Source organism: Phytohabitans sp. LZ39 (assembly GCF_059359075.1).
Map to the genome: position 1 here is coordinate 135,828 of NZ_JCADBM010000023.1, position 19,240 is coordinate 155,067.

The 19,240-nt window shown below is 70.6% G+C and carries 22 protein-coding genes; 12 read left to right on the forward strand and 10 right to left on the reverse strand.

What is annotated here, in order from left to right; all coding sequences use genetic code 11:
* Window positions 1-75 precede the first annotated feature (75 nt).
* The 7 genes from AC5L36_RS35120 to AC5L36_RS35150 all read right to left on the reverse strand — a co-directional run bounded on the left by AC5L36_RS35120 (window position 76) and on the right by AC5L36_RS35150 (window position 5,031).
* Window positions 76-357 (reverse strand): hypothetical protein, encoded by a 282-nt coding sequence (locus AC5L36_RS35120; RefSeq protein WP_441222937.1) that lies wholly within the window; start codon window positions 355-357, stop codon window positions 76-78.
* A 253-nt stretch (window positions 358-610) separates the two neighbouring features.
* Complete coding sequence (locus AC5L36_RS35125; protein WP_441222938.1) at window positions 611-1,006, reverse strand: hypothetical protein; 396 nt, start codon at window positions 1,004-1,006, stop codon at window positions 611-613.
* Between the two features lie 352 nt (window positions 1,007-1,358).
* Window positions 1,359-1,802 carry a hypothetical protein gene (locus AC5L36_RS35130; RefSeq protein WP_441222939.1) on the reverse strand — a complete coding sequence of 148 codons (444 nt, stop codon included), beginning with the start codon at window positions 1,800-1,802 and terminating at the stop codon, window positions 1,359-1,361.
* A 354-nt stretch (window positions 1,803-2,156) separates the two neighbouring features.
* Window positions 2,157-2,783, reverse strand: coding sequence for a hypothetical protein (locus tag AC5L36_RS35135; protein WP_441222940.1), 627 nt, complete (start codon window positions 2,781-2,783; stop codon window positions 2,157-2,159).
* A gap of 108 nt (window positions 2,784-2,891) precedes the next feature.
* The gene (locus AC5L36_RS35140) at window positions 2,892-3,470 is read right to left on the reverse strand and encodes a hypothetical protein (protein ID WP_441222941.1); all 579 of its coding nucleotides are present in this window, start codon (window positions 3,468-3,470) and stop codon (window positions 2,892-2,894) included.
* A 142-nt stretch (window positions 3,471-3,612) separates the two neighbouring features.
* The gene (locus AC5L36_RS35145; protein ID WP_441222942.1) at window positions 3,613-4,320 is read right to left on the reverse strand and encodes a hypothetical protein; all 708 of its coding nucleotides are present in this window, start codon (window positions 4,318-4,320) and stop codon (window positions 3,613-3,615) included.
* 162 nt (window positions 4,321-4,482) lie between these two features.
* The gene (locus AC5L36_RS35150) at window positions 4,483-5,031 is read right to left on the reverse strand and encodes a hypothetical protein (protein WP_441222943.1); all 549 of its coding nucleotides are present in this window, start codon (window positions 5,029-5,031) and stop codon (window positions 4,483-4,485) included.
* Between the two features lie 588 nt (window positions 5,032-5,619).
* Between AC5L36_RS35150 and AC5L36_RS35155 the strand changes: the two genes are divergently transcribed.
* Window positions 5,620-5,940, forward strand: a complete 321-nt coding sequence (locus AC5L36_RS35155; protein ID WP_441222944.1) for a hypothetical protein — start codon at window positions 5,620-5,622, stop codon at window positions 5,938-5,940.
* 170 nt (window positions 5,941-6,110) lie between these two features.
* Window positions 6,111-6,938, forward strand: coding sequence for a GNAT family N-acetyltransferase (locus AC5L36_RS35160; RefSeq protein WP_441222945.1), 828 nt, complete (start codon window positions 6,111-6,113; stop codon window positions 6,936-6,938).
* A gap of 22 nt (window positions 6,939-6,960) precedes the next feature.
* On the opposite strand, the gene AC5L36_RS35165 is transcribed toward AC5L36_RS35160, so the two are convergent.
* Window positions 6,961-7,929, reverse strand: coding sequence for a hypothetical protein (locus AC5L36_RS35165; protein WP_441222946.1), 969 nt, complete (start codon window positions 7,927-7,929; stop codon window positions 6,961-6,963).
* Complete coding sequence (locus AC5L36_RS35170; protein WP_441222947.1) at window positions 7,926-8,342, reverse strand: hypothetical protein; 417 nt, start codon at window positions 8,340-8,342, stop codon at window positions 7,926-7,928. Before AC5L36_RS35170 ends, AC5L36_RS35165 begins: the two co-directional genes overlap by 4 nt.
* Window positions 8,343-8,383: 41 nt before the next feature.
* Here AC5L36_RS35170 and AC5L36_RS35175 point away from each other — a divergent pair, with 41 nt between their 5' ends.
* From AC5L36_RS35175 to AC5L36_RS35220, 10 genes are all read left to right on the forward strand, one after another.
* Window positions 8,384-11,587, forward strand: coding sequence for a CHAT domain-containing protein (locus tag AC5L36_RS35175; RefSeq protein WP_441222948.1), 3,204 nt, complete (start codon window positions 8,384-8,386; stop codon window positions 11,585-11,587).
* A 1-nt stretch (window position 11,588) separates the two neighbouring features.
* A complete protein-coding gene (locus AC5L36_RS35180) occupies window positions 11,589-12,968 on the forward strand; it encodes a tetratricopeptide repeat protein (protein ID WP_441222949.1) in 1,380 nt (459 codons plus the stop codon).
* 616 nt (window positions 12,969-13,584) lie between these two features.
* Window positions 13,585-13,905: a helix-turn-helix domain-containing protein gene (locus tag AC5L36_RS35185; RefSeq protein WP_441222950.1), complete on the forward strand. Its 321-nt coding sequence runs from the start codon at window positions 13,585-13,587 to the stop codon at window positions 13,903-13,905.
* A 125-nt stretch (window positions 13,906-14,030) separates the two neighbouring features.
* Window positions 14,031-15,239: a hypothetical protein gene (locus tag AC5L36_RS35190; RefSeq protein ID WP_441222951.1), complete on the forward strand. Its 1,209-nt coding sequence runs from the start codon at window positions 14,031-14,033 to the stop codon at window positions 15,237-15,239.
* A gap of 318 nt (window positions 15,240-15,557) precedes the next feature.
* Window positions 15,558-16,112: a nucleotidyltransferase domain-containing protein gene (locus AC5L36_RS35195; protein ID WP_441222952.1), complete on the forward strand. Its 555-nt coding sequence runs from the start codon at window positions 15,558-15,560 to the stop codon at window positions 16,110-16,112.
* Between the two features lie 187 nt (window positions 16,113-16,299).
* Window positions 16,300-16,938, forward strand: coding sequence for a Mu transposase domain-containing protein (locus tag AC5L36_RS35200; protein WP_441222953.1), 639 nt, complete (start codon window positions 16,300-16,302; stop codon window positions 16,936-16,938).
* Window positions 16,939-16,943: 5 nt separating this feature from the next.
* Window positions 16,944-17,282 (forward strand): hypothetical protein, encoded by a 339-nt coding sequence (locus tag AC5L36_RS35205; RefSeq protein WP_441222954.1) that lies wholly within the window; start codon window positions 16,944-16,946, stop codon window positions 17,280-17,282.
* Window positions 17,279-17,611, forward strand: a complete 333-nt coding sequence (locus AC5L36_RS35210) for a hypothetical protein (protein WP_441222955.1) — start codon at window positions 17,279-17,281, stop codon at window positions 17,609-17,611. Before AC5L36_RS35205 ends, AC5L36_RS35210 begins: the two co-directional genes overlap by 4 nt.
* Window positions 17,560-17,790 carry an ATP-binding protein gene (locus tag AC5L36_RS35215; RefSeq protein ID WP_494909503.1) on the forward strand — a complete coding sequence of 77 codons (231 nt, stop codon included), beginning with the start codon at window positions 17,560-17,562 and terminating at the stop codon, window positions 17,788-17,790. Before AC5L36_RS35210 ends, AC5L36_RS35215 begins: the two co-directional genes overlap by 52 nt.
* Window positions 17,732-18,106 carry an ATP-binding protein gene (locus AC5L36_RS35220; RefSeq protein WP_441222993.1) on the forward strand — a complete coding sequence of 125 codons (375 nt, stop codon included), beginning with the start codon at window positions 17,732-17,734 and terminating at the stop codon, window positions 18,104-18,106. Before AC5L36_RS35215 ends, AC5L36_RS35220 begins: the two co-directional genes overlap by 59 nt.
* A 173-nt stretch (window positions 18,107-18,279) precedes the next feature.
* Here AC5L36_RS35220 and AC5L36_RS35225 read toward each other — a convergent pair whose 3' ends face one another.
* Complete coding sequence (locus tag AC5L36_RS35225; RefSeq protein ID WP_441222956.1) at window positions 18,280-19,197, reverse strand: replication-relaxation family protein; 918 nt, start codon at window positions 19,195-19,197, stop codon at window positions 18,280-18,282.
* Window positions 19,198-19,240 lie beyond the last annotated feature (43 nt).

Below are 19,240 nucleotides of genomic sequence, written 5' to 3' on the forward strand. Positions count from 1 at the left end.
TTCTGTGCGGACGCTCGCCGGTGGCGGCCCCGGGTTGGCTCGCCTATGGCCCGTAGTCGCGGGATTGCGGCGGGTCTATCGCGCGGTTTCGCAGCGCAGGGCTGCGACGGCCGCAGCAGCCGCGTCCGGCGCCGTGGAGTAGGTAGCGGCGTGGGCGCCGCCGGCGGTGTAGAGCGGAAAGCCGATGCCTTCGGCACGGTGGTGGATCCGCACGGTCCAACCGCTGTCACTGTCCGACGCGGGCGGGGACAGGTACGCGCTGGCATCCACGGCGCCGACCGGCGGTGTGATCGCGATGGTGTGCGTCGCCCCGCTGATCGCCTGCGACGCGGTGGCCGACCAGCCGGCCGGCAACAACCTGCGGACCCCAGGCAGTGCGCGGCAGCCAGCCGAGCGGAGACACCCACGGCCCGTCGGGAGCGGGCCTCGCGCTGGCGATGGTCGAGCTCGGCGTGGCTGACCCCATTCGCCGGAGTCGACATCAAGGACCAGATAGATGCCGCACGACGGGCACCACCGACGGCCTCCCAGCGCCGTTGCGGCGCCGCCGCAGCGCGCACACCCTGTCCCTGCCCGCGCCGGCCGCGAGGCAGCGTCACAATCGGCCGCCTCAGGCATCGCCACTACCGGGGTCGTTCAGACGCAGAACGGCGGATGCTGGCAGGACGGCGGATTCGCCGTTGTCGTAGGTGAGCACCCACCAGCCGTCGCGGCCCCGCCAGGGCGGGCCGCTGATGACCTGAATGGCGCCGTCGTAGGCGACCACCTGATCGCCGGCGGCGAGCTGGTGGACCGGTTGTAGCCGGATTCCTGCGGCGGGGCGGATCAGCCACGGCGCGACCAGCGGGGCCAGCGGTGTCGCGATGTGGTAGCGGACCCCGACACTGACCGGGGCGATCGAGGTGACGGTGGCGGCAAGCCAGCTGGCGCGGGCGTTGACATGCACCTGCTGGCCCAGACGCAGCATCGGACGCTGGACGATTGGGGTGTGCGTTGGATGGCTCACGATCCGGATCTCCTTTGTGGACAGACGGAGTCCGGGCGCGGCCAGGTGGCCGTGCCCGGACGTTGCGCGTTCGCGCGGGTGGGTCAGTGGCCGGGCAACGGCCGCAGAGAAGCGGTGTGCTGCTTACAGCAGGGCAGCGCTGTGCCGCGACGCCGCATCGGGCATGCGCTGGCGTGGGCGCCGCACTATTGCCGCGTTTGAGTCAGCCCGCAGGGCGGGCGATTTCGACGACGTGAGCCCCCGTGGGCGGCAGTGCTGGGTCGAACGGTGGATCGCCCTGGCGCTGGGGCGGCGGGCCGGTCCCGCGAGGGCGACGCCCTGACCGGGGCTGTCGGGGTCAGCACGACCGCGGTCAGTTGACGGTGGTTTCGGTGATCGGCTCGCAGGTGGCGCAGGTTGCGGCCGCGGCGTCGACGTCGAGGCTGGGGTGCGGGGCGAGGCGGCCATGGATGGCTTCCAGGGCGAGCACCGCAGCGGTCAGGGCGTCGTCTGCGGCGATGTCGATGTGGCCGGCCACGGTCACCGGTACCCGCCACTGCCGTGGGGGTTCGCCGTCGGCGACCGGTTCGGTGTCGGCGGTGCCGACCGGGTAGGCGGCCTGCGGGTCGACGTGCAGGTCGACGAGCAAGTCGGCGTGCGGGGCGAGCGCCGTGGCGATGGTTGCCAGGGCGAGCAGGCGTGCGTGCCTGGTGTGGTTGGCGGCGACGGTGACGGTCACCGGCAGCGTGCCGGTCACCCGGAACCGCGGACAGGCCGGATCAGCGGTACCGGCCAGGATGTTGGTCGACTCGGTCATCGTTGTCTCCCTGCATGAGTGGACTCCGCGCGGCATAGGCAACCGAGCGGAGCGACGGAAGAAGGATTCGCAGCGCGATGTGCGACCACGTGGAAACGCCCATCGGCGTGAGGGCTCATCGGCGCGCCGGATCCGACCAGAGCAAAGGCGGTCGCAGGCCGGAGGCCGCAGAGGACCACAAGGGGTTTGGTCGACCGGCCCGCCGCGGTGCCGTGTCAACGAGCCGGGCGCCAGCGTCGGGGTCGAGCGGCGTCAGCGCCGGGTGCTTGCGCGCTTTCACTCACCGCCGTTAGCTGAACCGGCGGCGGTGTGGGAAACGGTGGTAGGACCCGAGATAGGCCCAGGCGAACGGGTTCAGTCGAGATCGTCCGGATCGAGTTCGCCGGTGGCGTCGGCGCCCTCATGCCGCAGATCGCAGGTGTGGATGTCGACGACGGATCCGACCAGGTCGTCACGGACGGCTTCTTCGGCTTGCCGGTATGCGTCGTCCTCGTCGGTGGCGTATACGGTGACCGCGACCGGGACCAGCAGGTCGACCCGGTATTTCTCGGGCAACTCATCGACGCCGAACCGGTCGAGGGTGCGATTGGTGCCGGAGAGGCAGATCTGGCCCTCCGCCACGGCGTGCGCGGCGCGGCGGCGTACATCGGCGTGGAAGTCATCCAGCGCCTGCCCCGCCTCGTCGGCTTTTGCGTGCGCGGCGTCGGCAGCGGCGCGGGTAGCGTCGGCGAAGCCGACCAGCCACCGGTGTACCCCGGCGAGGGTGTCCAGGCCGGGGATCGGGCCAAGGTCAGCCACCACGCGGGCGGCAACCAGGTGTAGCCATGCCGGCGGGGCAACGGGTTGGCCGTCGATGGCGAACCATGCATTGGCCAGCATCAGCTCGACAGCCGTGAGCTGCTCGGCGACGCCGAGTTCAACGGGCTTCACCGTTACGGCGTTGGTGTCGGCGGTGGCGGGCTGGGGCGGGGAGTCGGTCATGGCCAGGCGTCTCCAATCGGGAGTGAGCGGATACGAAGAACGCCACCTGCGGTGGATTTCGAGGTGGCTTAGGCAAAGCCGGTTGTGGCACGGCGTGTGCGGCAGGTGTTACTCGGCGGCGAGGTCGGTGCAGAACGCCTCGCTGATGTCGATGTCCATCCCGTACGGCGGGTGGAGTTCGTCGCGGAGCCGGTCGGTCGCCCGGTCCGTGGCTTCCTGCTCACCGGCCGCGTCGACGTGGACGACGATCGGGACCTGCAACGTGACCGCGTATGGGGTGGGGATCGGTGGCATACCCCAGTCCCGCAGCGCCGGTTCCAGACTCTGCGCGAGCTGCGGCTGCGTGGCCAGCGCGTCGACCGCAGCTGCTCGGAGGTCTACCTGCAACTGGTGCAGTGCCCGGCGCTGCCTGTCGGTGGCGGCCTGGGCGGCAGCCCGCCGTCGCAGGCTCGCGCGGACGTCCTCAACGAGCCGGGCGACGCAGCCATCGCGCTCGTCGTCGAAATGGTTGTGCCCGGCCGGGTCAGGCTCCAGTCCGATAGCCCGGCGTGCGGCGGCAGCGGACAGGAACGACTGGACGATCGGGTCCGCGACCGGCCCGAAGCCATACTCGGCCCAGGCGCGGGTCAGCACAGCGCGGAGTTGTTCGTCGTCGAGCGACCCGCTCGGCTGGTTGGCGATGGTCATGTGGATCTCCTTCTGAGGTGAGCGCTCGGCGCGCAGCAGGCGCCGAACGGAGTCGACAGGCCAATACGCGACGCCCCCGGTCCCGCCGCGGTCTCGGGCGGGACCGGCGAAACACCGTGCCCGGACGGGTTGTGCGAGTCGGTCAGCTGGCGGTGAGCGCCGCCAGACGGGTGTCCAGGGGCAGGCTGTCCAGCAGCCGGTTGGCGAGCGTCAGGTAGGCCACCAGGTCGGCCAGGCGTGCGGAGGTGGGCGTGAACCAGCCCGGCGGTCCGGAAGCGACCGCGACCGCGTCGGCCGGCACGGTGGCGACCGCGTCGGCGGGGACGGCCGCGAGGGCGGCGAGCCGGGTGTAGGCGTCGGCGCCGGCCTGGAACGCTTCGAGATGGTCAGTGGAAAGCTGGTGCACCGGGTGCACGGCGGCGTTGTAGACGGCCATGGCCTGGTAGCGGGGCTGGCTGGTGTAAGCCAGCTGCGCGCGGGCCAACGGCCACCGTTGCGGGTCCTCGTAGTGACGGTCTTCAAAGGACCAGTACGGCCGCGCAGGCGGGGTCTTGGCGACCACCTGCTGCCACAGCTGCCAAAGTTCGGCGGCGTGCGCGGCGGCGCCGTGGCGCATGCCGGCCAGGTCCAGCTGGCGGATCGGCCCGCCGTACGTCAGAGTCGGTGTCGGGCGGCGTTTCCCGCGGATGAACCGGCGTGGGGCGGGCCCAGGGTGAACGACGAAGTGGCCAACGGGGCCGTGTGTGGTCAGGCCGAGCGTGGCCAGCCGGGCGCCAGCCACATCGACCAGGTCTTCCACCGGGGTGGCGGCGGGCACGCAGACCACGACGGTCCGCGAATCGATGAACACAGGGAAACCTCCTCCTACTCTGCATGGATGAAAGGGCCGCGGCCCGCGCGGCATAGGCGCCGGGCCACTGGGCGGCGGCGTCGCCGCGGCGGTGCGGGGTGATGTCGGTAGGCAGCGGCCAGTGGGTGCCCGCTACGCGGGCAGACCGAGCGGGGGCGGTGCTCAGATGGCGACGGTGATGAGCACGTCGTTGGGGTTGGCTTGGGCCAACAGGCCGGTGGCGCGCTGGACGAAGGCAATTAGGGCGTCGGGTGTGCCCGCGGCGGGCTGCTGCGGCAGCCAGCCGTTGCGCATGACGACCAACACGTCGCCGACCACGCGACGCAGGCTGTGGTAGGCCACGTAGGTCTGCTCACCGGCGCGGAGCAGGTCAGCTTCGGCCGGGCCGGGTCGACGCCCACGAACCGTCCCGGTGCTTGTCCACAGCTGAAAGCGGGAACGGGCCTCTTCGCCGGCGATGGCGCCGGTGCCGGCGAGGTCCAGCAGGTTCAGCGGCCCGCCGGCACACCACATGCGGCGCCCGCTGCGCGGGGCGGCGAGCAGCGACCACGCGGACCGCGGCGCGGCGGCCAGCAGCCGGCGGTGCGGCTGGATCTCGTCGTCGAAGTAGGTGGCCAGCGGCACCGTCCAGTCGTCGATGCCCAGATGGTCGGCCGGGTACCAGAACGTGATGGTGCGGACCATGACACCGCAGGGCATGGCGATCGGCATGGGAAGACCCCCTTTCCATGGGGAGACGGGTTGCCCGCGCACGCAAGGCATGGGACCGGTCTGCGGTCGCGGACGCGGCGATGGGGGCGAAGCAGAGGGGATTGGCCGGGCGTACCCGTGAGTGGGTGCCGGCTGTGCCGCCGTGAGCGTCCAGAAAGCTGGATCTGGCTGGCGGTGGCCGTCAAGAGCGGCGGGAAAGGTGGTGCGGGTGGGCGTGGGCTGCGCGGGCAGTGACGCCGCCGACCGGCCAGTGCGGCAGGTGGGCTGATGCGGCTGCGACCGCGAGCGGGCAACGCCCCAGGTGGTGCTCAAACTCTGTTGAAATGCGACCGTACCGCGCCAACCCAACAGATCACGCCACCGCGAGAAACCCCGGTAGGGCGACCGAGACCTGCACTGTTGGCCAGGTTTCAGCGGCCGCAGGAGGGCTAGCTGTTGACTACTGTTGGGGTGCGGCGTCGTCAGGTGCCGGGTTTGAAGCTACTGGGCTGGCTTGCACGGCATCGAGGCCGGCGAGAGATGTCCCGCTCGCGTCGTGACCGCGCCGAGTCCTTGTAGGATTTGCGGTCCGGTCGACACACTGATCCCATGGCGCCGATCTATCCGGCAGACCACACCGCCCATATCAGGCAACGACTCAGGTCGATTGCGGTCAGGTTCCTTGTGGGCGGTGTGCTGGCCGCCGTCGGCGCCGGTGTTCTAGCTCTGCTCGGTGACGTCAGCGGCGATCGGCACCGGAGCGTGCTGTGGGTGGCGTGGGGGTTTGACCTCTTGACGTTCGCCGTCGCGGCGCTCGGGCTGCTGGCCACTTTCGTCCGCTACCGGATCTACTGCCGTCGACGCGCGGACCTCAACGCGGAGGGCGCCGAGGCGTACGGAGAGCTTAGAGTCCGAATCCACTACGGTTAGGTGGCAGGCAACCAGTTGCCTATCGATGTTTGTGGCAACGTGTTTGAGCGCCAGTCGGGCAAGGAGAACGAGCGCCACTTCCTACTTGGGTGGTAGCGAGTTGGCGTTGCTGCCCTTGATCGTTTGGCAATGAGTTTGAGCACCACTGCGGGGATGGCGAGAATCGGCGGGTGACGTCAACGCTCGCGGTGCCGAGGCTGGCTGCCGGGCCGTACGTGTTGCGTGCGTTCGAGCCGGGTGACGTTGGGCTGGTGCGGGAGGCCGCGGCCGATCCGTATATCCCGTTGGTGACGACGGTCCCGTGCCCGTTCACGCGCGAGGATGGGCTGGCGTTCATCGCGCGGCAGCACGCGCGTGCCCGTGACGGTGAGGGCTATCCGATGGTGATCGTGGACCGTGCGGGTGACCGGCCGGTGGGTTCGATCGGCGTGTGGCTGCGTGATTTCGCGGTTGGCCGGTCACCGTGTCGGCTACGTCCTGGCCACCAAGCCGCCTCGGTCCGCACCTGGCTATACCGGATCGCCACCACCCGCTGCCTCAACGCGCTTCGCTCGGCAAACCGACGCCCGGCCAAACAATGGGACATCCCCGACATTGACCCGCCAGAGCCGACCCGGATCGGCGAAGTCGTATGGCTCGAGCCGTACCCCGACGCCCTCCTCGAAGGCGCGATCAACGTGCCGCTCGGCCCAGAGGCACACTACGAACAGACCGAAGCCATCTCCCTGGCCTTCGTGACCGCACTGCAGGTCCTGCCCGCCCGCCAACGCACCGTCCTCATCCTGCGCGACGTCCTCGGATACCACGCCAACGAGGTGGCGGCTCGGGGGCTGCAAGAGGACACGATCGCGCCGCGGGAGCGGCTGGTTCGCCGGTTCTGTGCCACGAACGGCACCTCTCTTTGTCAAGACGTCGGCAGCAGAGAGGTGCCGTTCGTGGCACAGTCCCGCGAATGCACTTTCACGTTCCTGGGCACCTCAGCCAGCCGCGCCTGTTGAAGGGCTGAAGCTAGCGTCGCGCTCACCTCGGTGCCGGCCGGATCGGATCGGGTGAGGTGTTCGCCGTGCCCGTGCTGCGGAGGATTGTGGTGAGTTCGGCTCCGACCTGCGGGGTGAACGTCTGCGGGCACGGCACGCCGAGACGGTCGGCCAGGGATCGCAGGTTCAGGTCGGCCATGCTCTCGACCAGTGGGACCAGCGTGTTCACGGCGGCGCGGGCGCGGCTGCGGGCCATGGCGGCCAGCGCGAGCGCGATCAGCAGGGCGGGCCACCAACCCGTTCCAGGGAAGACTATTGCGTATGCGACGGCCCAGCCGGCCAGGCGCGCGGCGGAAGCGTAATTGTCCTGCACAGCTTGCACGTCCGCGCGGGCGTCGGCGCCGGCGATCGTCCAAAGGTGCGGCCAGAACAGGGCCAGGTCGATGCCGTAGCGGTCGTGCAGGCGCCGGGTCAGGGCGGCCATCCGCTGGGCGTACCAGGTGGGCTGGTCGGGGCGGCCCTCGGACCAGTGCTCCAAGCGTGAGCGCAGCCGGTGCGGGCGCGGGAAGTGGCGCTCGAGTGGCGTGCCGGCGGACAAGCGGTCGATGGCCAGGGTGGCGCCCGCCTGCGTGGTTGCCTCGGCCAGCGCGGTGCGCAGGCGCGTCCAGCGGCGCAGCCGCCACGCGGTCAGCCAGCCGGTCCAGCGGGCCGTTCCGGTGGGGGTCCACAACCGTTCGATGAGCCGGCCGGCGGCGGCCACCAGCAGGCCGGCGATCACCGCGGCCAGTGCGGCGAACGCGGCGATCATCAGAAGGACCGCGGTTTCCCGGTTTCGGGTGTCGGTCGTTATCCCGGACAGGTGACGACGCAGGAAAGGCAGGTCCACGGCATGCCGGAAACCCTGGTGCCGGGCCAGCGCGGCGGTGGCGACGAACAGCAGGCCGGGGCCGAGGAACAGCGTCGCCCACCGCTCGGCGAGCTTCTTGGACAGTTCCTGCAGCAGCGGGTTCACCGGGGGATCGGGATCGCGGTCAGCGGCCCGCCGGTCAGGCCGCAGGCGGCGGCGCTGGTCTCGGCCCGGGCGCAGCGGCGGACCGGGCACACCCACACCGACAGAGCGGCGTCCGACGCGGTCACTCCGGGCAGCGGGCGCCATTCCCGGTTCGGGCTGGTGAGGCCGTGAATGCCGAGGCCGGCGAGGACCTCCTCGACGGCGTCCAGCGCGCGGGTCACCTCGGCCGGGCCGGCACTGTCCGAAGTGGCCAGCGACAGGGCCGAGGCCAGCAGGTCGTCGGCGCCGACCTCGGTCATCAGGTCGGCAAGCTGATCGTTTCTCCCGTACTGCCGGCAGAATTGCCCGATCCGCTCGGCAAGCGCGGCGGGAATGGGATGTGACACTGGCGCGACGGGCGCATCCTCGGACACGCGAGTAGCTTATCGTCCAAATCCACCGTGCGGAGTGGGCCATGAGTCGATCCAGCCGTCCAGACCGGTCGAAACTCGATCCGGCGAACCTCCCGGACGACCCGGAGGGCCGCCAGGAGATCGCGGCGATGGCGATGGCCGACTGGCTGGACCACGGCGACGCCGCGGCGCTGCAGGTCGCGGTCGGGCTGCAGCGGCTGGCCCTGCACGCGGCCTACCCGGAGCATCCGCGGATCGGCGAGGTGGCGCTGCGGCTGGTCCGCTACCTCGACGTGCTGCGCTCGGCGGGCGACGACGACGCCCGCGCCGAGCTGGTCGAGACCGGGTTGTACGCGCTCGGCCTGCTGCCACCGGACCATGCCGAGCGGTCGGAGCTGTTGATGCTCACCGGCTTCTCGGCGTTCCGCCTCGGCGACGACCACGACGACCTCGACCTGCTGGCGCTGGCGGTGCGGTTGTTCGACGAGGCTCACGAGCTCGACCCGGGGGACGTGACCACGCTGATCAATCTCGGCGGCGCGCTGGCTACCCTGGCGCCGCTGAGCGACGACGAGACGGTCGGTCTTCGCGCGCTGCGGGTGCTGCGGGAAACCGCCGATGTGGACGCTCGCGCTATCGCGAATCTGGCCGTGCTGCTCGGCAAGCTCGTCGCTGACCCCGCCTGGCACGAGCGGATCGCCGCCTTCTGCCGCGACTCGCTCGGCTCCGGCCGGCCGGACACGCCGGCCGACGCCCCGGCGCTGGCCGCGTTGGCTCAGCTGGCCTCGCTGGCCTATCTGGACGAGCTGCGGCTCGACAGTCTCCGTGAGGTCGCCGGCTGGGGCCGCCGGGCGCTCGCGCTGCCGGCCCAGCCGGTTATCGACAAAATCGCGATAGCGGCCAGTGTCGCGTCCGCACTGTCGGTGATCGGTCAGGTCGACGGGGACCTCGTTACCGTACGGGAGTCGATTGCCATTGCCGAGGCGACACTGACGCTGGACCCCGACGATCGCTCTGTGGTCACCGGCGTGCTGGCCGGTGCGCACTGGGCGCTGTACGAGCTGACGGGCGACCTTGAGGCACAGCGAGACGCCCTGCACGCCGCCGGTGAGGCCGAGGCCGCCCTGGCCCCGGACGACGACTCGCCGAACGCGATCCGGATGGCTGTCAATCACGCCACGTTCCGCTACACCCTGGCAGCGCACCGCCGTGATCCGGGCCAACTGCGGGAGGCGGTCGAGGCGCTGCGGGAGGTCGGTGCCCGCATGGGCGCGGCCCAGGTTTCGTACGCCGTGACCCGCACCATCCTCGCGAAGGCGCTCACCGACCTGTTCCTGGTGGCCCTCGACGAGCCGCTGACCACCCTGCACGAGGCCGTCGAGCACGCCGAGGCCGCCGCCACGGTGATTCCGGCGCACCATGCGGCGGCGTCGGTCGCGCAAGTCACGCTGCTGCGGGTGTATCGAGCGCTGGGCGCCGCGAGCGGTGACCGGGACCGGCTGCGCGATGCGATCCGTGTCGCCGACCGGCTCCTCGCTATCGGCCCGCCGGCCGAGATGACCGCCTTCACCGCCGCCGAACGCTCCGCCGCGCTGGCCGCCCTCGCCCGCGCTGACGGCGACCCGGCCGCGCTGGCCGAGGCCCGGCATGCGCTGCGCGAGGTCGCCCGATCGGTGGACGCGCGCCCCGACACCCGGCTGGGGGCCGCCGCGCAGCTGGCGTCCGGGCCGGCCACCGCCGTCAAACTGTCCGATATGGAGATCGTCGTCGATCTGCTGCGGCACAACTTCTCCACCGCGGCGCTCTTGTCCGACCGCGAGCAGATCCTGCGGACGTATGCCGATCTCAGCGCGGTCATTGTCACCGCCGGCGCGGCGTCCGGCGACCCGGTCCGTACGGTCGGGTTGCTCGAGCGCGCCCGCGGCCTGCTCGCCCAAGACGCCCTCGACCTGCGCGGCGACCTGGGCCGGGTGCGGGCCCGCGACGAGGCGCTCGCCGGCGCCCTGGAGGAGACCGCCGCGGCGCTGCGGGATCTGCAGGCTCGCGACCGTGGCTCGACCGGCCCGGAACGCACCCGCGAGGCCGAACGGGCGCTGGCGGCGGACCGCGCCGAGTTGCTCGACCGCTGGGACCGGTTGCGCGCCGATGCCGCCGTGCATACCGGCCGGCCGGAGACCGCGGCCAGCCTCACCGAGCTCGCCGCCGCGGGCCCGATCCTGCTGGTCGCGGCCGCCGACCCGCACGGGCAGGCGCTGATCCTGACCGGCGAGCCGGACCGGCCGGTCGTCGCGCTGCCACTGCCTGGCCTGGCCGCCGACGAGACCCGCGACCGGGTGCTCACCTTCCTGGCCGCGCGGCACTACGCGCTCGACGATGTCTACCCGCTCAAGGTCCGCCGCCGCGCGCAAGAGGAGGTGCGCGCCACCCTGCAGTGGCTGTGGACGGCCGCGGCCCGGCCGATCCTCGACGCTCTGGGTGTCATCGGTGAGCCGGCGACCGCCGGGCCGCGGGTGTGGTGGTGCCCGATTGGCTTCCTCGGCTATCTGCCGTGGCACGCGGCCGGACTGGCGGACGGGCCGGGGGTGCTCGACCACGTTGTGTCCTCCTACACCGCCGGGCTGCGCGCCCTGCGGGAAACCCGCGCCGGGGGAGACCCGGCGCCGCCGAGAACTCTGGTCGTGGCCGCCCCCGAGGTGGCCGGTGTCGTCCCGCTGCGCGGCGTCGACGAGGAGATCGCGGCGCTCGGGCCGTTGCTGCCCGGCAGCACCGTCCTCGCCGGGGCGGCGGCAACCCGCGAAGCCGTGCTCGCCGCACTGGCCGGGCACACCCACGTGCACCTCGCCTGCCACGCGATGTCCGATCCCCGGCGGCCCGGCGCCGGCCGGCTGCTGCTCGCCGACCACGAGACCGCCCCGCTGACCGTCGCCGACCTGGCCGCGCTGCACCTGCCCGGGCGCGAACTGGCGATGCTGTCCGCGTGCAGCACCTCCGAGGTCGACCCGGACCTCACCGACGAGTCGACCCACCTGACCGCGGCCTTCCAGCTGGCCGGGTTCAGGCACGTGATCGGGGCGCTGTGGCCTGTCAGCGACACGATCGCGGCCCGGCTCGCCGGGGACTTCTACGACCGGCTCACCACCGGCGGGCAGCATCCGCCACGAGCAGCCGTGTCGGCGGTCGCGCTGCACCACGCCGTACGCAAGCTGCGGGAAACCCACCGGGCTGCGCCGACGACGTGGGCCTCGTACGTGCATGTGGGAGCGTGAGGTGAGCCGAGCCAAAGATATCCTGAAGATCGCCGCCTGGCTGGCGCCGGAGGACATCCCGGCGGAGGTGCTGCCCGATCCGGGCCGCGGCTGGACCGGCCGGCGCACCCGCCGGCAGCTGTCCGGGATCCTGCGTGCCGGCGATGCCGACGGAACGGTGTCGATCGCGCCGGAGCTGCAACGGGAGATCCGCGAGCGGCACGGGGCCGACGGCCGGGCCGAGGCGGTGCTGTACATGCGCGCCTACCTCGGCGACGACGATCCGGCCATCACGGCCCGGTGCTTCCGGCTGCTGCCACACATGCTGGCCTGGATCTCGCTGACCGATCCGGATGACGACTTCCTTCGGGTGCTGGACCTGCTCGACCGGGCCACGGTCGTGCTGCTCACCGCGCAGAACGGGGCGGCGGCCCGGCCGCTGATCGACCGGACGGTGCGCTCCGCGACCCGGCTGCTCGACGACGACGACCCGCGACTGCTGACCGTGCGTGACCACCGGGCGTCGGTGCACGAGCAGGAAGGCGCGCCGCACCGCGCGGTCCGGGTCCGGGAAGAGGCGATCGCGGCGGCTCGGCTCGACCCCGACCATCCGGCGATCTGGCTGGCCTACGCCAACCTCGCGGTGGATCTGCAAACCATCGGCGCCTTCGACCGGGCACTGGAGCTGGCCCGCCGGGTCGCCGACCGGCACCGGCGGGTGCTCGGGCCGGCCCACCCGGAAACCCTCAAGGCGATCATCAACGTCGGCGCGGTGCAGCGGCACAGCGGCCGGCCCGCCGAGGCGCTCGCCGTGTGGCGGGACGTGTTGGCCGACGCCGACCGGGAACTCGGCGCCGATCATCCGGTGACCGCCCTAATCCGCCGGGCGATCGCCGCCGAGGACAACCCGGGCGACCTCGAACCTGCCGAGCCGTCCGGGCCGATCACCGCGGAGACGATCCAGGACTGGGTCGACCACGGGGCCGCGGCCCGGCGCGCCGGCAATCCCGCGATTGCCGGTGCTGTCCTGCGCCGGGTCGTCGACGAGGGCACTCAACTGCTCGGACCGGGCCATCCCGAGGTGATCCGGGCCCGCTGGCATCTCGCGGGCTGCGAGAAAGACGGCGGCGACCCGGCCGCGGCGCTGGCCACCCTGCGCACCGGGCTGGCCGACGCCGACCGGGTGCTCGGCCGCACCCACCGGCAAACCGCGACCATCGCATTCTTCCTGATCGCCGAGCTGCTCGACCAGGGCCATCAGGAGGAGTACGAGGCGATGCTGGAGGACCGGCTCCCCGACCAGATCGAGGTTCTGGGATTCGGCGACCCGATCGTGCGTGAGCTGGCCGTACGCCGTTCGGCGCTGCGTCTGGGCCGGCCGTCGTGGTGGCGGACCCGCTGACCGGACAGGTGCTTTCCCTCAACCAGCACTGGGCGGCGGCCGTGAGCGGGTGACCTTAACCTTCGGACGCGTGCCGGTACTCTGCACCTTGAGAGTGCCTTCGAAAACGACGATTCTGGTCCTAGACAAGTCATGTCATCCCAGATCAGAAGCACTTTCGCGTTCCTCGGCACCTCAGCCAGCCGCGCCCGTTGAAGAGCTGAGACTAGAGAGGAAGCGAATCGTCGGTCATCGGGTATCCGGATCTGCCGCCGGTAAGGCGCTGACGCGAAGGAGTCGTCAATGTTCGCGTTGGCCACCGCGTCACCGCAGGGTCGGCGGGCGGTCGCGGGTACAACGCTCGCCGACGCGATCAACTGTACGGCGGCGGCCTCGGCCGGACGCGCGGCCACACGCACACGTCGGGATTCCGGACCCAATCTCTGCCGGTCACTGAACGTAGTGCCCGCCCGAGTGTTGCTCAGCCATCAGGCGGGCGGCGTGGCGCGGTGGTCTGCACACGGGCATTCAGACAGTTCCAATATCTGACGTCGCCAGAGCACGTCGACAAGACCCACATCGAAGACGCATGGGCCGGTGTCGGCCAGCGGGCCGCGAACCGTTTCGGGAGCCGACGATGAAGTGGAACCTGCGCCTGGCCGCCGCGCAACGCGACATCTGGAAGCCCTCGCAGCTGCAGGCCATGCTCGCGGACGCCGGTCTGGTGATCAGCGCCGGGAAGATGTCGCACCTGTGGTCGAGCCAGCCGGTGACGATCCGGCTCGAAGATCTGCAGATCATCTGCACGGTGCTCGGCTGCACCCCGAACGATCTGCTGGTGCTGGAAGACGCCCCGCTGCCGGCGCCGCGCCCGGCCGAGGCAGCTCCGCTGCGGGCCGTAGCGGGCGAGGCGCCGATCCAGCGCCGACACGCCGGACGCAGCAAACCCCCGGTATGAGGACAGCGTCACTGCGCCGCCGGGGCAAACGCGTCTATCGAGGGCCGGCGCGCAGCTGCGAGCAGTGCCTGGCCTGGGGCGTGCTACGCCAGCGGCTCTGCCGCGGCTGCGAAACCTTCGCCACCATGCATCCGCTCGGTCGCTGCCGCACCTGCGCCCGCTGGGCCGTCCCGGTCGACGAGGGCGTCTGCCGGCTCTGCCGCCGACAGGCCAGCCTGATCGCCGGACCCCACTGCAAGACCGCATTGGACCTGACCGTCGCGGCCAGCACCGGCCAGCAACTATTCCTCGCCGGTTTCTCCCGGGCAGCCCGGACGCGCTCGAAGTGGGTGCGGTCACGAGTGCCGCCGCCGACACTGGCGGCCCTGGCAGCGCAGCCGAAGGGCTGGGAGCAGCCGATTCTTGTCGATGCGCCGCGCGATTGCCGACATGCCAGCAGCCTCGACCCGCCCCGCGATCCCGGCTTCTTGCACCTGGCGCTGCGCCACGCGGATGTCCTGGCCGAGCACAACGGCTGGCCACCACGCACCCTGCAACAGGTCCGCCGAGGCCTGCGGATGATCGCCAGCTGTCACGAGCCGGGTGAGCCGGTCAGGGCCAGCACCGCCACCGCGATGAGCCCGCACGGCGTCCCCGGCCTGCGTGTGCTCGAAGTCCTGTTCGCCGCTGGCGACGACCTCGTCGTCGACGATCGCACCGACTCGCTCACCGTCCGGATCGACGCCAAGTTCGCCTCGCTGCCCCCGCGGATGCGCGACGAGCTCGACGCCTGGATCACGGTGCTACGACACGGCACTGCACGGCGGCGAGCCCGGCCCCGCATCACCGCCTTCACGCTGCTTGCCGCCGCTCACCCGTTCCTCACCGAGATCGCCGACCGCTACACCACGCTTCGCCAGGTCACCCGCCAAGACGTGCTCGACTGGCTCGACGACCGCAAACACCGGGCCTCCGACGCTCACGCCCTGCGTGACCTATTCGGCGTCCTCAAGGCCCAGCGCCTGGTCTTCGCCAATCCGCTCACACGAATTCACGTCGGAAGTACCAACCCGAGCACGCCGGCCGCGTTGACCTGCGAAGCACTCCACGCCATCGGCGACGCGGCCAAGAACGACCCAGCCCTGCAGACCGTGGTGGCGCTCATCGGCGTCCACGCCTTACGCCCTCATCAGGTCCGCAGCCTGACGCTCGATCAGATCGATCTACCCAACCAACGCGTCGACCTGGGCACGCCCGACGGCGCCTGGATCCGTTCACCGCCGCAGCGCTGGCCGCCTACCTGGACTACCGGCATCAGCGCTGGCCAGACACGGGAAACCAGCACCTATAGCTGACGCGACGCAACGCCCACGAACGCGGACCGGTCAGCGCCCACTGGCTCACCTGCCTCTTCGACGGCCTGCCGGCCACCGCCGCCCAGCTTCGCGAGGATCGCATCCTGGAGGAGGCGCGAGCTGCCAACGGTGACCCGCTGCACATCGCCGCAATGTTCGGCCTCACCGCCAAACCCGCTCTGCGCTACGCCAAGACTGTCTGGCCGGAGCCCGCCGACCAGAACCCGACGTGAACAACTCGAAGTGAATCGATAAGCATCACGATCCACTGCTCCAGGGGACATGGGTGCGCCGTCCGCTGCATGACAGGATCAATCCATGGATTCAAAGGCCAGGGCGCAGTTGCGTGTCATCCGCGAGGTCATCGCGGCCTTGCAAGCTGAGGGCATCTCGGCGTGGTTGTTCGGCGGCTGGGGACTCGACGCAAGGATCGGCCGGATCACGCGAGAGCACGGCGACGTGGAGCTCTGGGTCGAACGCATTCACGCCGACCAATCAAGGGCGCTGATCGAAGGGATTGGTGGCACGGCTTTGTCGACTCAGCCGCCAGAAGAGGCCTGCGAGTTCATCCTTGACGGGACCTCTTTCAGCACCGCCTACTTCGACCGGCGGCCGGACGGATCTTTCTACCAGCCCATCGGGGGGTTCTCTGACTGGCGGTTTCCGCCAGGATCCTTTGACGACGAGCCCGTGACGCTCGACGGCACGCCGGTCCTGGCCATGAGCGCTTCCGGCATGCTCGCGATGAAGGAGCAGTTTCCACACCTGCGCCACGGCCGGCCATGGCGGCAGAAAGACATCGGCGACATGGAGATACTGCGGGGGCTGCTCGCCACAGAGACGGCCGACAACCGCATGGGACCGGCTGAGTAACAAAGGACGGCTGACAGGTCGCGGCCGTCCGCGGTGATTCGCATCGAGGGATGAGTGCTGCGCGGTGCTGCAGGCGGCAGCGTAATGAGCGCGACGGCGCTCATTGTCAGTAGCGCCACGAAGGTCGAACTCGGCCGTTGCTGCGCTGTTGCAGCGGTGAGTTCAGGAAGGCGCGGCGTCAGTATTCGTGAACTCACCGGGGATCGGCTTCGACGCCTTCTACTGTCAGCCTGGCAAGGACGGCGCGCACGAGAAAGGCGGAGTGGAGCAGGAAGGCAGCCGCTTCCGCCGCACGCACCTGGTCCCGGTGCCCGAAGTTGAGTCCTTGGCCGAGCTCAAGGAGAAGCTGGCCGTCATCGACGCCGCCGAAGACCGCCGGCACGTGCACGGCAGCCCGACCCCGGTCGGGGTCAACTTCGCCGTCGAGGCGCCATTGCTGGCGCCGCTGCCCGGCGAGGAGTTCGAGTGCGGGGCGACGCTGACGCCGACCGTGAACCGCTATTCGCGGGTCGTGGTGCGCCAGTGCTACTACTCGATGCCGGCCAGATTCATCGGCGCCAAGGTGCGGCTGTTGCTGCGTGCGAACGAGGTACTGGTCTTCGACGGCCGCCGCCTAATGGCCCGGCATCCGCGGATCAACCGCCGCTACGACTACCGCGACGACCTGGACCACTTCATCGAGATCCTGATCGCCAAGCCCGTGCGTTGGCCGGATCGACCGGGTTGGCGCAGGCCCGCGCCAGGGCTCGTTCACCGACGTGCACGAGCAGTTCTGGACCGCGGCCAAGCACACCCCACGGCGACGCCAAAAGCACCCGGGTACTGATCGAGGTGTTGCTGCTGCATCGGCACCGACCCGCCCACGCCGTGGTCGCCGGGATGCGGGCCGCGCTCGGCGTCGGTTCCACCAGCCCGGAGCTGGTCGCGATCGAGGCCCGCAAGGCCGCCGGCGGCCTGCACCACGACCACCCAGCCGACCTGATACGGGAGCCGGACCTCGACGTCGACGACGAACCAGTCGAGCAGTGGCCGCCGGCTGTCGATGAGCTGCCCATCGCACCGGTCATCGACCTTGACGCGCACCGCCGCGTCCCACCGGACAACCGGCCACCGCCGTCGGTCGACATCTACGACCAACTGCTTTCTCGCCCAGCAAAGGACAACGCATGACCGCCAGCACCGTCACCGACCGGCCGGTCCGCCCACCGCGCACCCGGGCCGCCGCGCCCGGCGTCGACGCCACCGACGCGGCGATCGATGACGCCTGCCGCACCCTGCACCTGCCCACCATCCGTGACCGCTACCACCAGATCGCCGCGGACGCGCTGCGCGAGCACGCCTCCTACAGACAGTTCCTGGCCGACCTGCTGGCCTGCGACGTCACCGACCGCGAGGAACGCGGCAAGATCCGACTCGTGCGCGAAGCCGGTTCCCTCGCCCCAAACGCCTGGAAGACTTCGACTTCGCCGCTAACCCGCACATCTCCCCGGCCGCGGTGAACACCCTCGCTTCCACTGCCTGGGTCCGTGAAGGCAGCCCGCTCTGCCTGATCGGCGACTCCGGCACCGGCAAGTCACACCTGCTGATCGGGATTTGGCACCGCGGTCGCCGAGGCCCGGCTGAAGGTCAAGTACACGACCACCGCGAACCTGGTCAACGAGCTCGTCGAGGCTGCTGACGAGAAACATCTGTCCAAGACCATCGCCCGCTACGGCCGGGTCGACCTGCTCTGCCTGGACGAGTTTGGCTATCTCGAGCCGGACGCCGCTGGCGCGAAGCTGCTGTTCCAGGTCTTCACCGAACGCGAGGAGCGCCGGGCGATCGCGGTGGCGTCCAACGCGCCTTTCTCGGAGTGGAAACGCACCTTCACCGACGTGCGGCTCTGCGCCGCGATCGTGGACCGGCTCACCTTCAACAGCCACAAAATCGAGACCGGCACCGACTCCTACCGACTACGCACCACCCGCAACCGCAGGCAGAAACCCGCCGCCTGACCCACACCCCAGTCGCAGTGTCCACATCAGAGCATCCAGAACGCGCGGGCCGCGAGCAACAGCCCGCCTTCGACCCGGACGGCGCCGGCACCAACAGCTGCCACCAGATCGCCGTCCTGCTTAACCTCTGCTACGACTTCCTCAACACCGCCAGCCCAGCCACCCACGACGAGCTATGCGCCGTTGAGCGCGGCGAGCGGGTCCTGGTCTGGGGTAGGGGCTGCGGGGTTGAGCGGGCCGGCGGCGCCGTGGTGAGCGGGGATGTCGGCCAGGTGGAGGCGGTGGCGGCCGTTGCCGTAGAGCCGCCAGATGGGCCCTGCGGGGCTGTGGCCGTTGACGGTGTCGCGGGCGGCGGTGGCGATGGTGATGCCCGGCGTGACGCCGTCGGCGAGGCGGCGGTGCAGGTTCTGTTCGCGGGTGCGGGTGGGCAGCCAGAACAGCACCGGGTAGTGGGGTCCGCCTTCGCGGCGTAGCCGCCGGTAGCCGTCGAGTTTGTCGGTCAGTACGGGCAGTTTCTCGGTACCGGTGTCGTACTCGAGGAAGAAGCCGACGCTACCGTCGGGGTGGTTCCAGACGCCGTGCCCGTCGGGGTGGATCCGGCGACCGAAGGCGTCGACGGTGTGGTTCTCGGGCCACCAGCGGGCCAGCCGATACTCGGGATGTGCGCGCGCATAAGCGATGAGGTCGGTGAAGAACTGGTTGACGCCGATGAGGTGGTTCAGGTCGGGGCGCATCATGGCGCGGTCTTTGCGTTCGTAGACCGCGGCCGGAGTGGGTGGCTTTTCGTTGCGGGCCAGTGCGACGCAGCGGGCGGCGAGCAGCCCGGGGACCCAGTGCAGGGGTTCGGGCTGGCCGGGCCGGTGACGCAGGAAGCGGTCGACGACGCTGAGGTGGCGCAGCGTGTGCAGCCGGTGCAGGCAGGTGGTGGGTGAGGTGAACAGCATGTTGGTGAGTTGTCGGGTGGTGAGGACTTGGTGGTCGACGAGGAGTTCGGCGATGGCGTAGTCGCGGGGTTGGAGCCGGGGGGAGATGTCGACGAGTGTGCGGCGGGTGGAGCGGGGAGCGGACCGTCGATCGTTTGGTGTGGACACGGGTTCCCCCGGTAGGAGTGAGTCCCCCTGTGGGGACTGTTGG

Coding starts and splice junctions, on each gene's coding strand:
- AC5L36_RS35130 (WP_441222939.1), bottom strand. CDS start 1,802: ATGACCGAGTCGACCAACATCCTGGCCGGTACCGCTGATCCGGCCTGT.
- AC5L36_RS35135 (WP_441222940.1), bottom strand. CDS start 2,783: ATGACCGACTCCCCGCCCCAGCCCGCCACCGCCGACACCAACGCCGTA.
- AC5L36_RS35140 (WP_441222941.1), bottom strand. CDS start 3,470: ATGACCATCGCCAACCAGCCGAGCGGGTCGCTCGACGACGAACAACTC.
- AC5L36_RS35150 (WP_441222943.1), bottom strand. CDS start 5,031: ATGCCGATCGCCATGCCCTGCGGTGTCATGGTCCGCACCATCACGTTC.
- AC5L36_RS35155 (WP_441222944.1), top strand. CDS start 5,620: ATGGCGCCGATCTATCCGGCAGACCACACCGCCCATATCAGGCAACGA.
- AC5L36_RS35175 (WP_441222948.1), top strand. CDS start 8,384: ATGAGTCGATCCAGCCGTCCAGACCGGTCGAAACTCGATCCGGCGAAC.
- AC5L36_RS35185 (WP_441222950.1), top strand. CDS start 13,585: ATGAAGTGGAACCTGCGCCTGGCCGCCGCGCAACGCGACATCTGGAAG.
- AC5L36_RS35190 (WP_441222951.1), top strand. CDS start 14,031: ATGCATCCGCTCGGTCGCTGCCGCACCTGCGCCCGCTGGGCCGTCCCG.
- AC5L36_RS35195 (WP_441222952.1), top strand. CDS start 15,558: ATGGATTCAAAGGCCAGGGCGCAGTTGCGTGTCATCCGCGAGGTCATC.
- AC5L36_RS35210 (WP_441222955.1), top strand. CDS start 17,279: ATGACCGCCAGCACCGTCACCGACCGGCCGGTCCGCCCACCGCGCACC.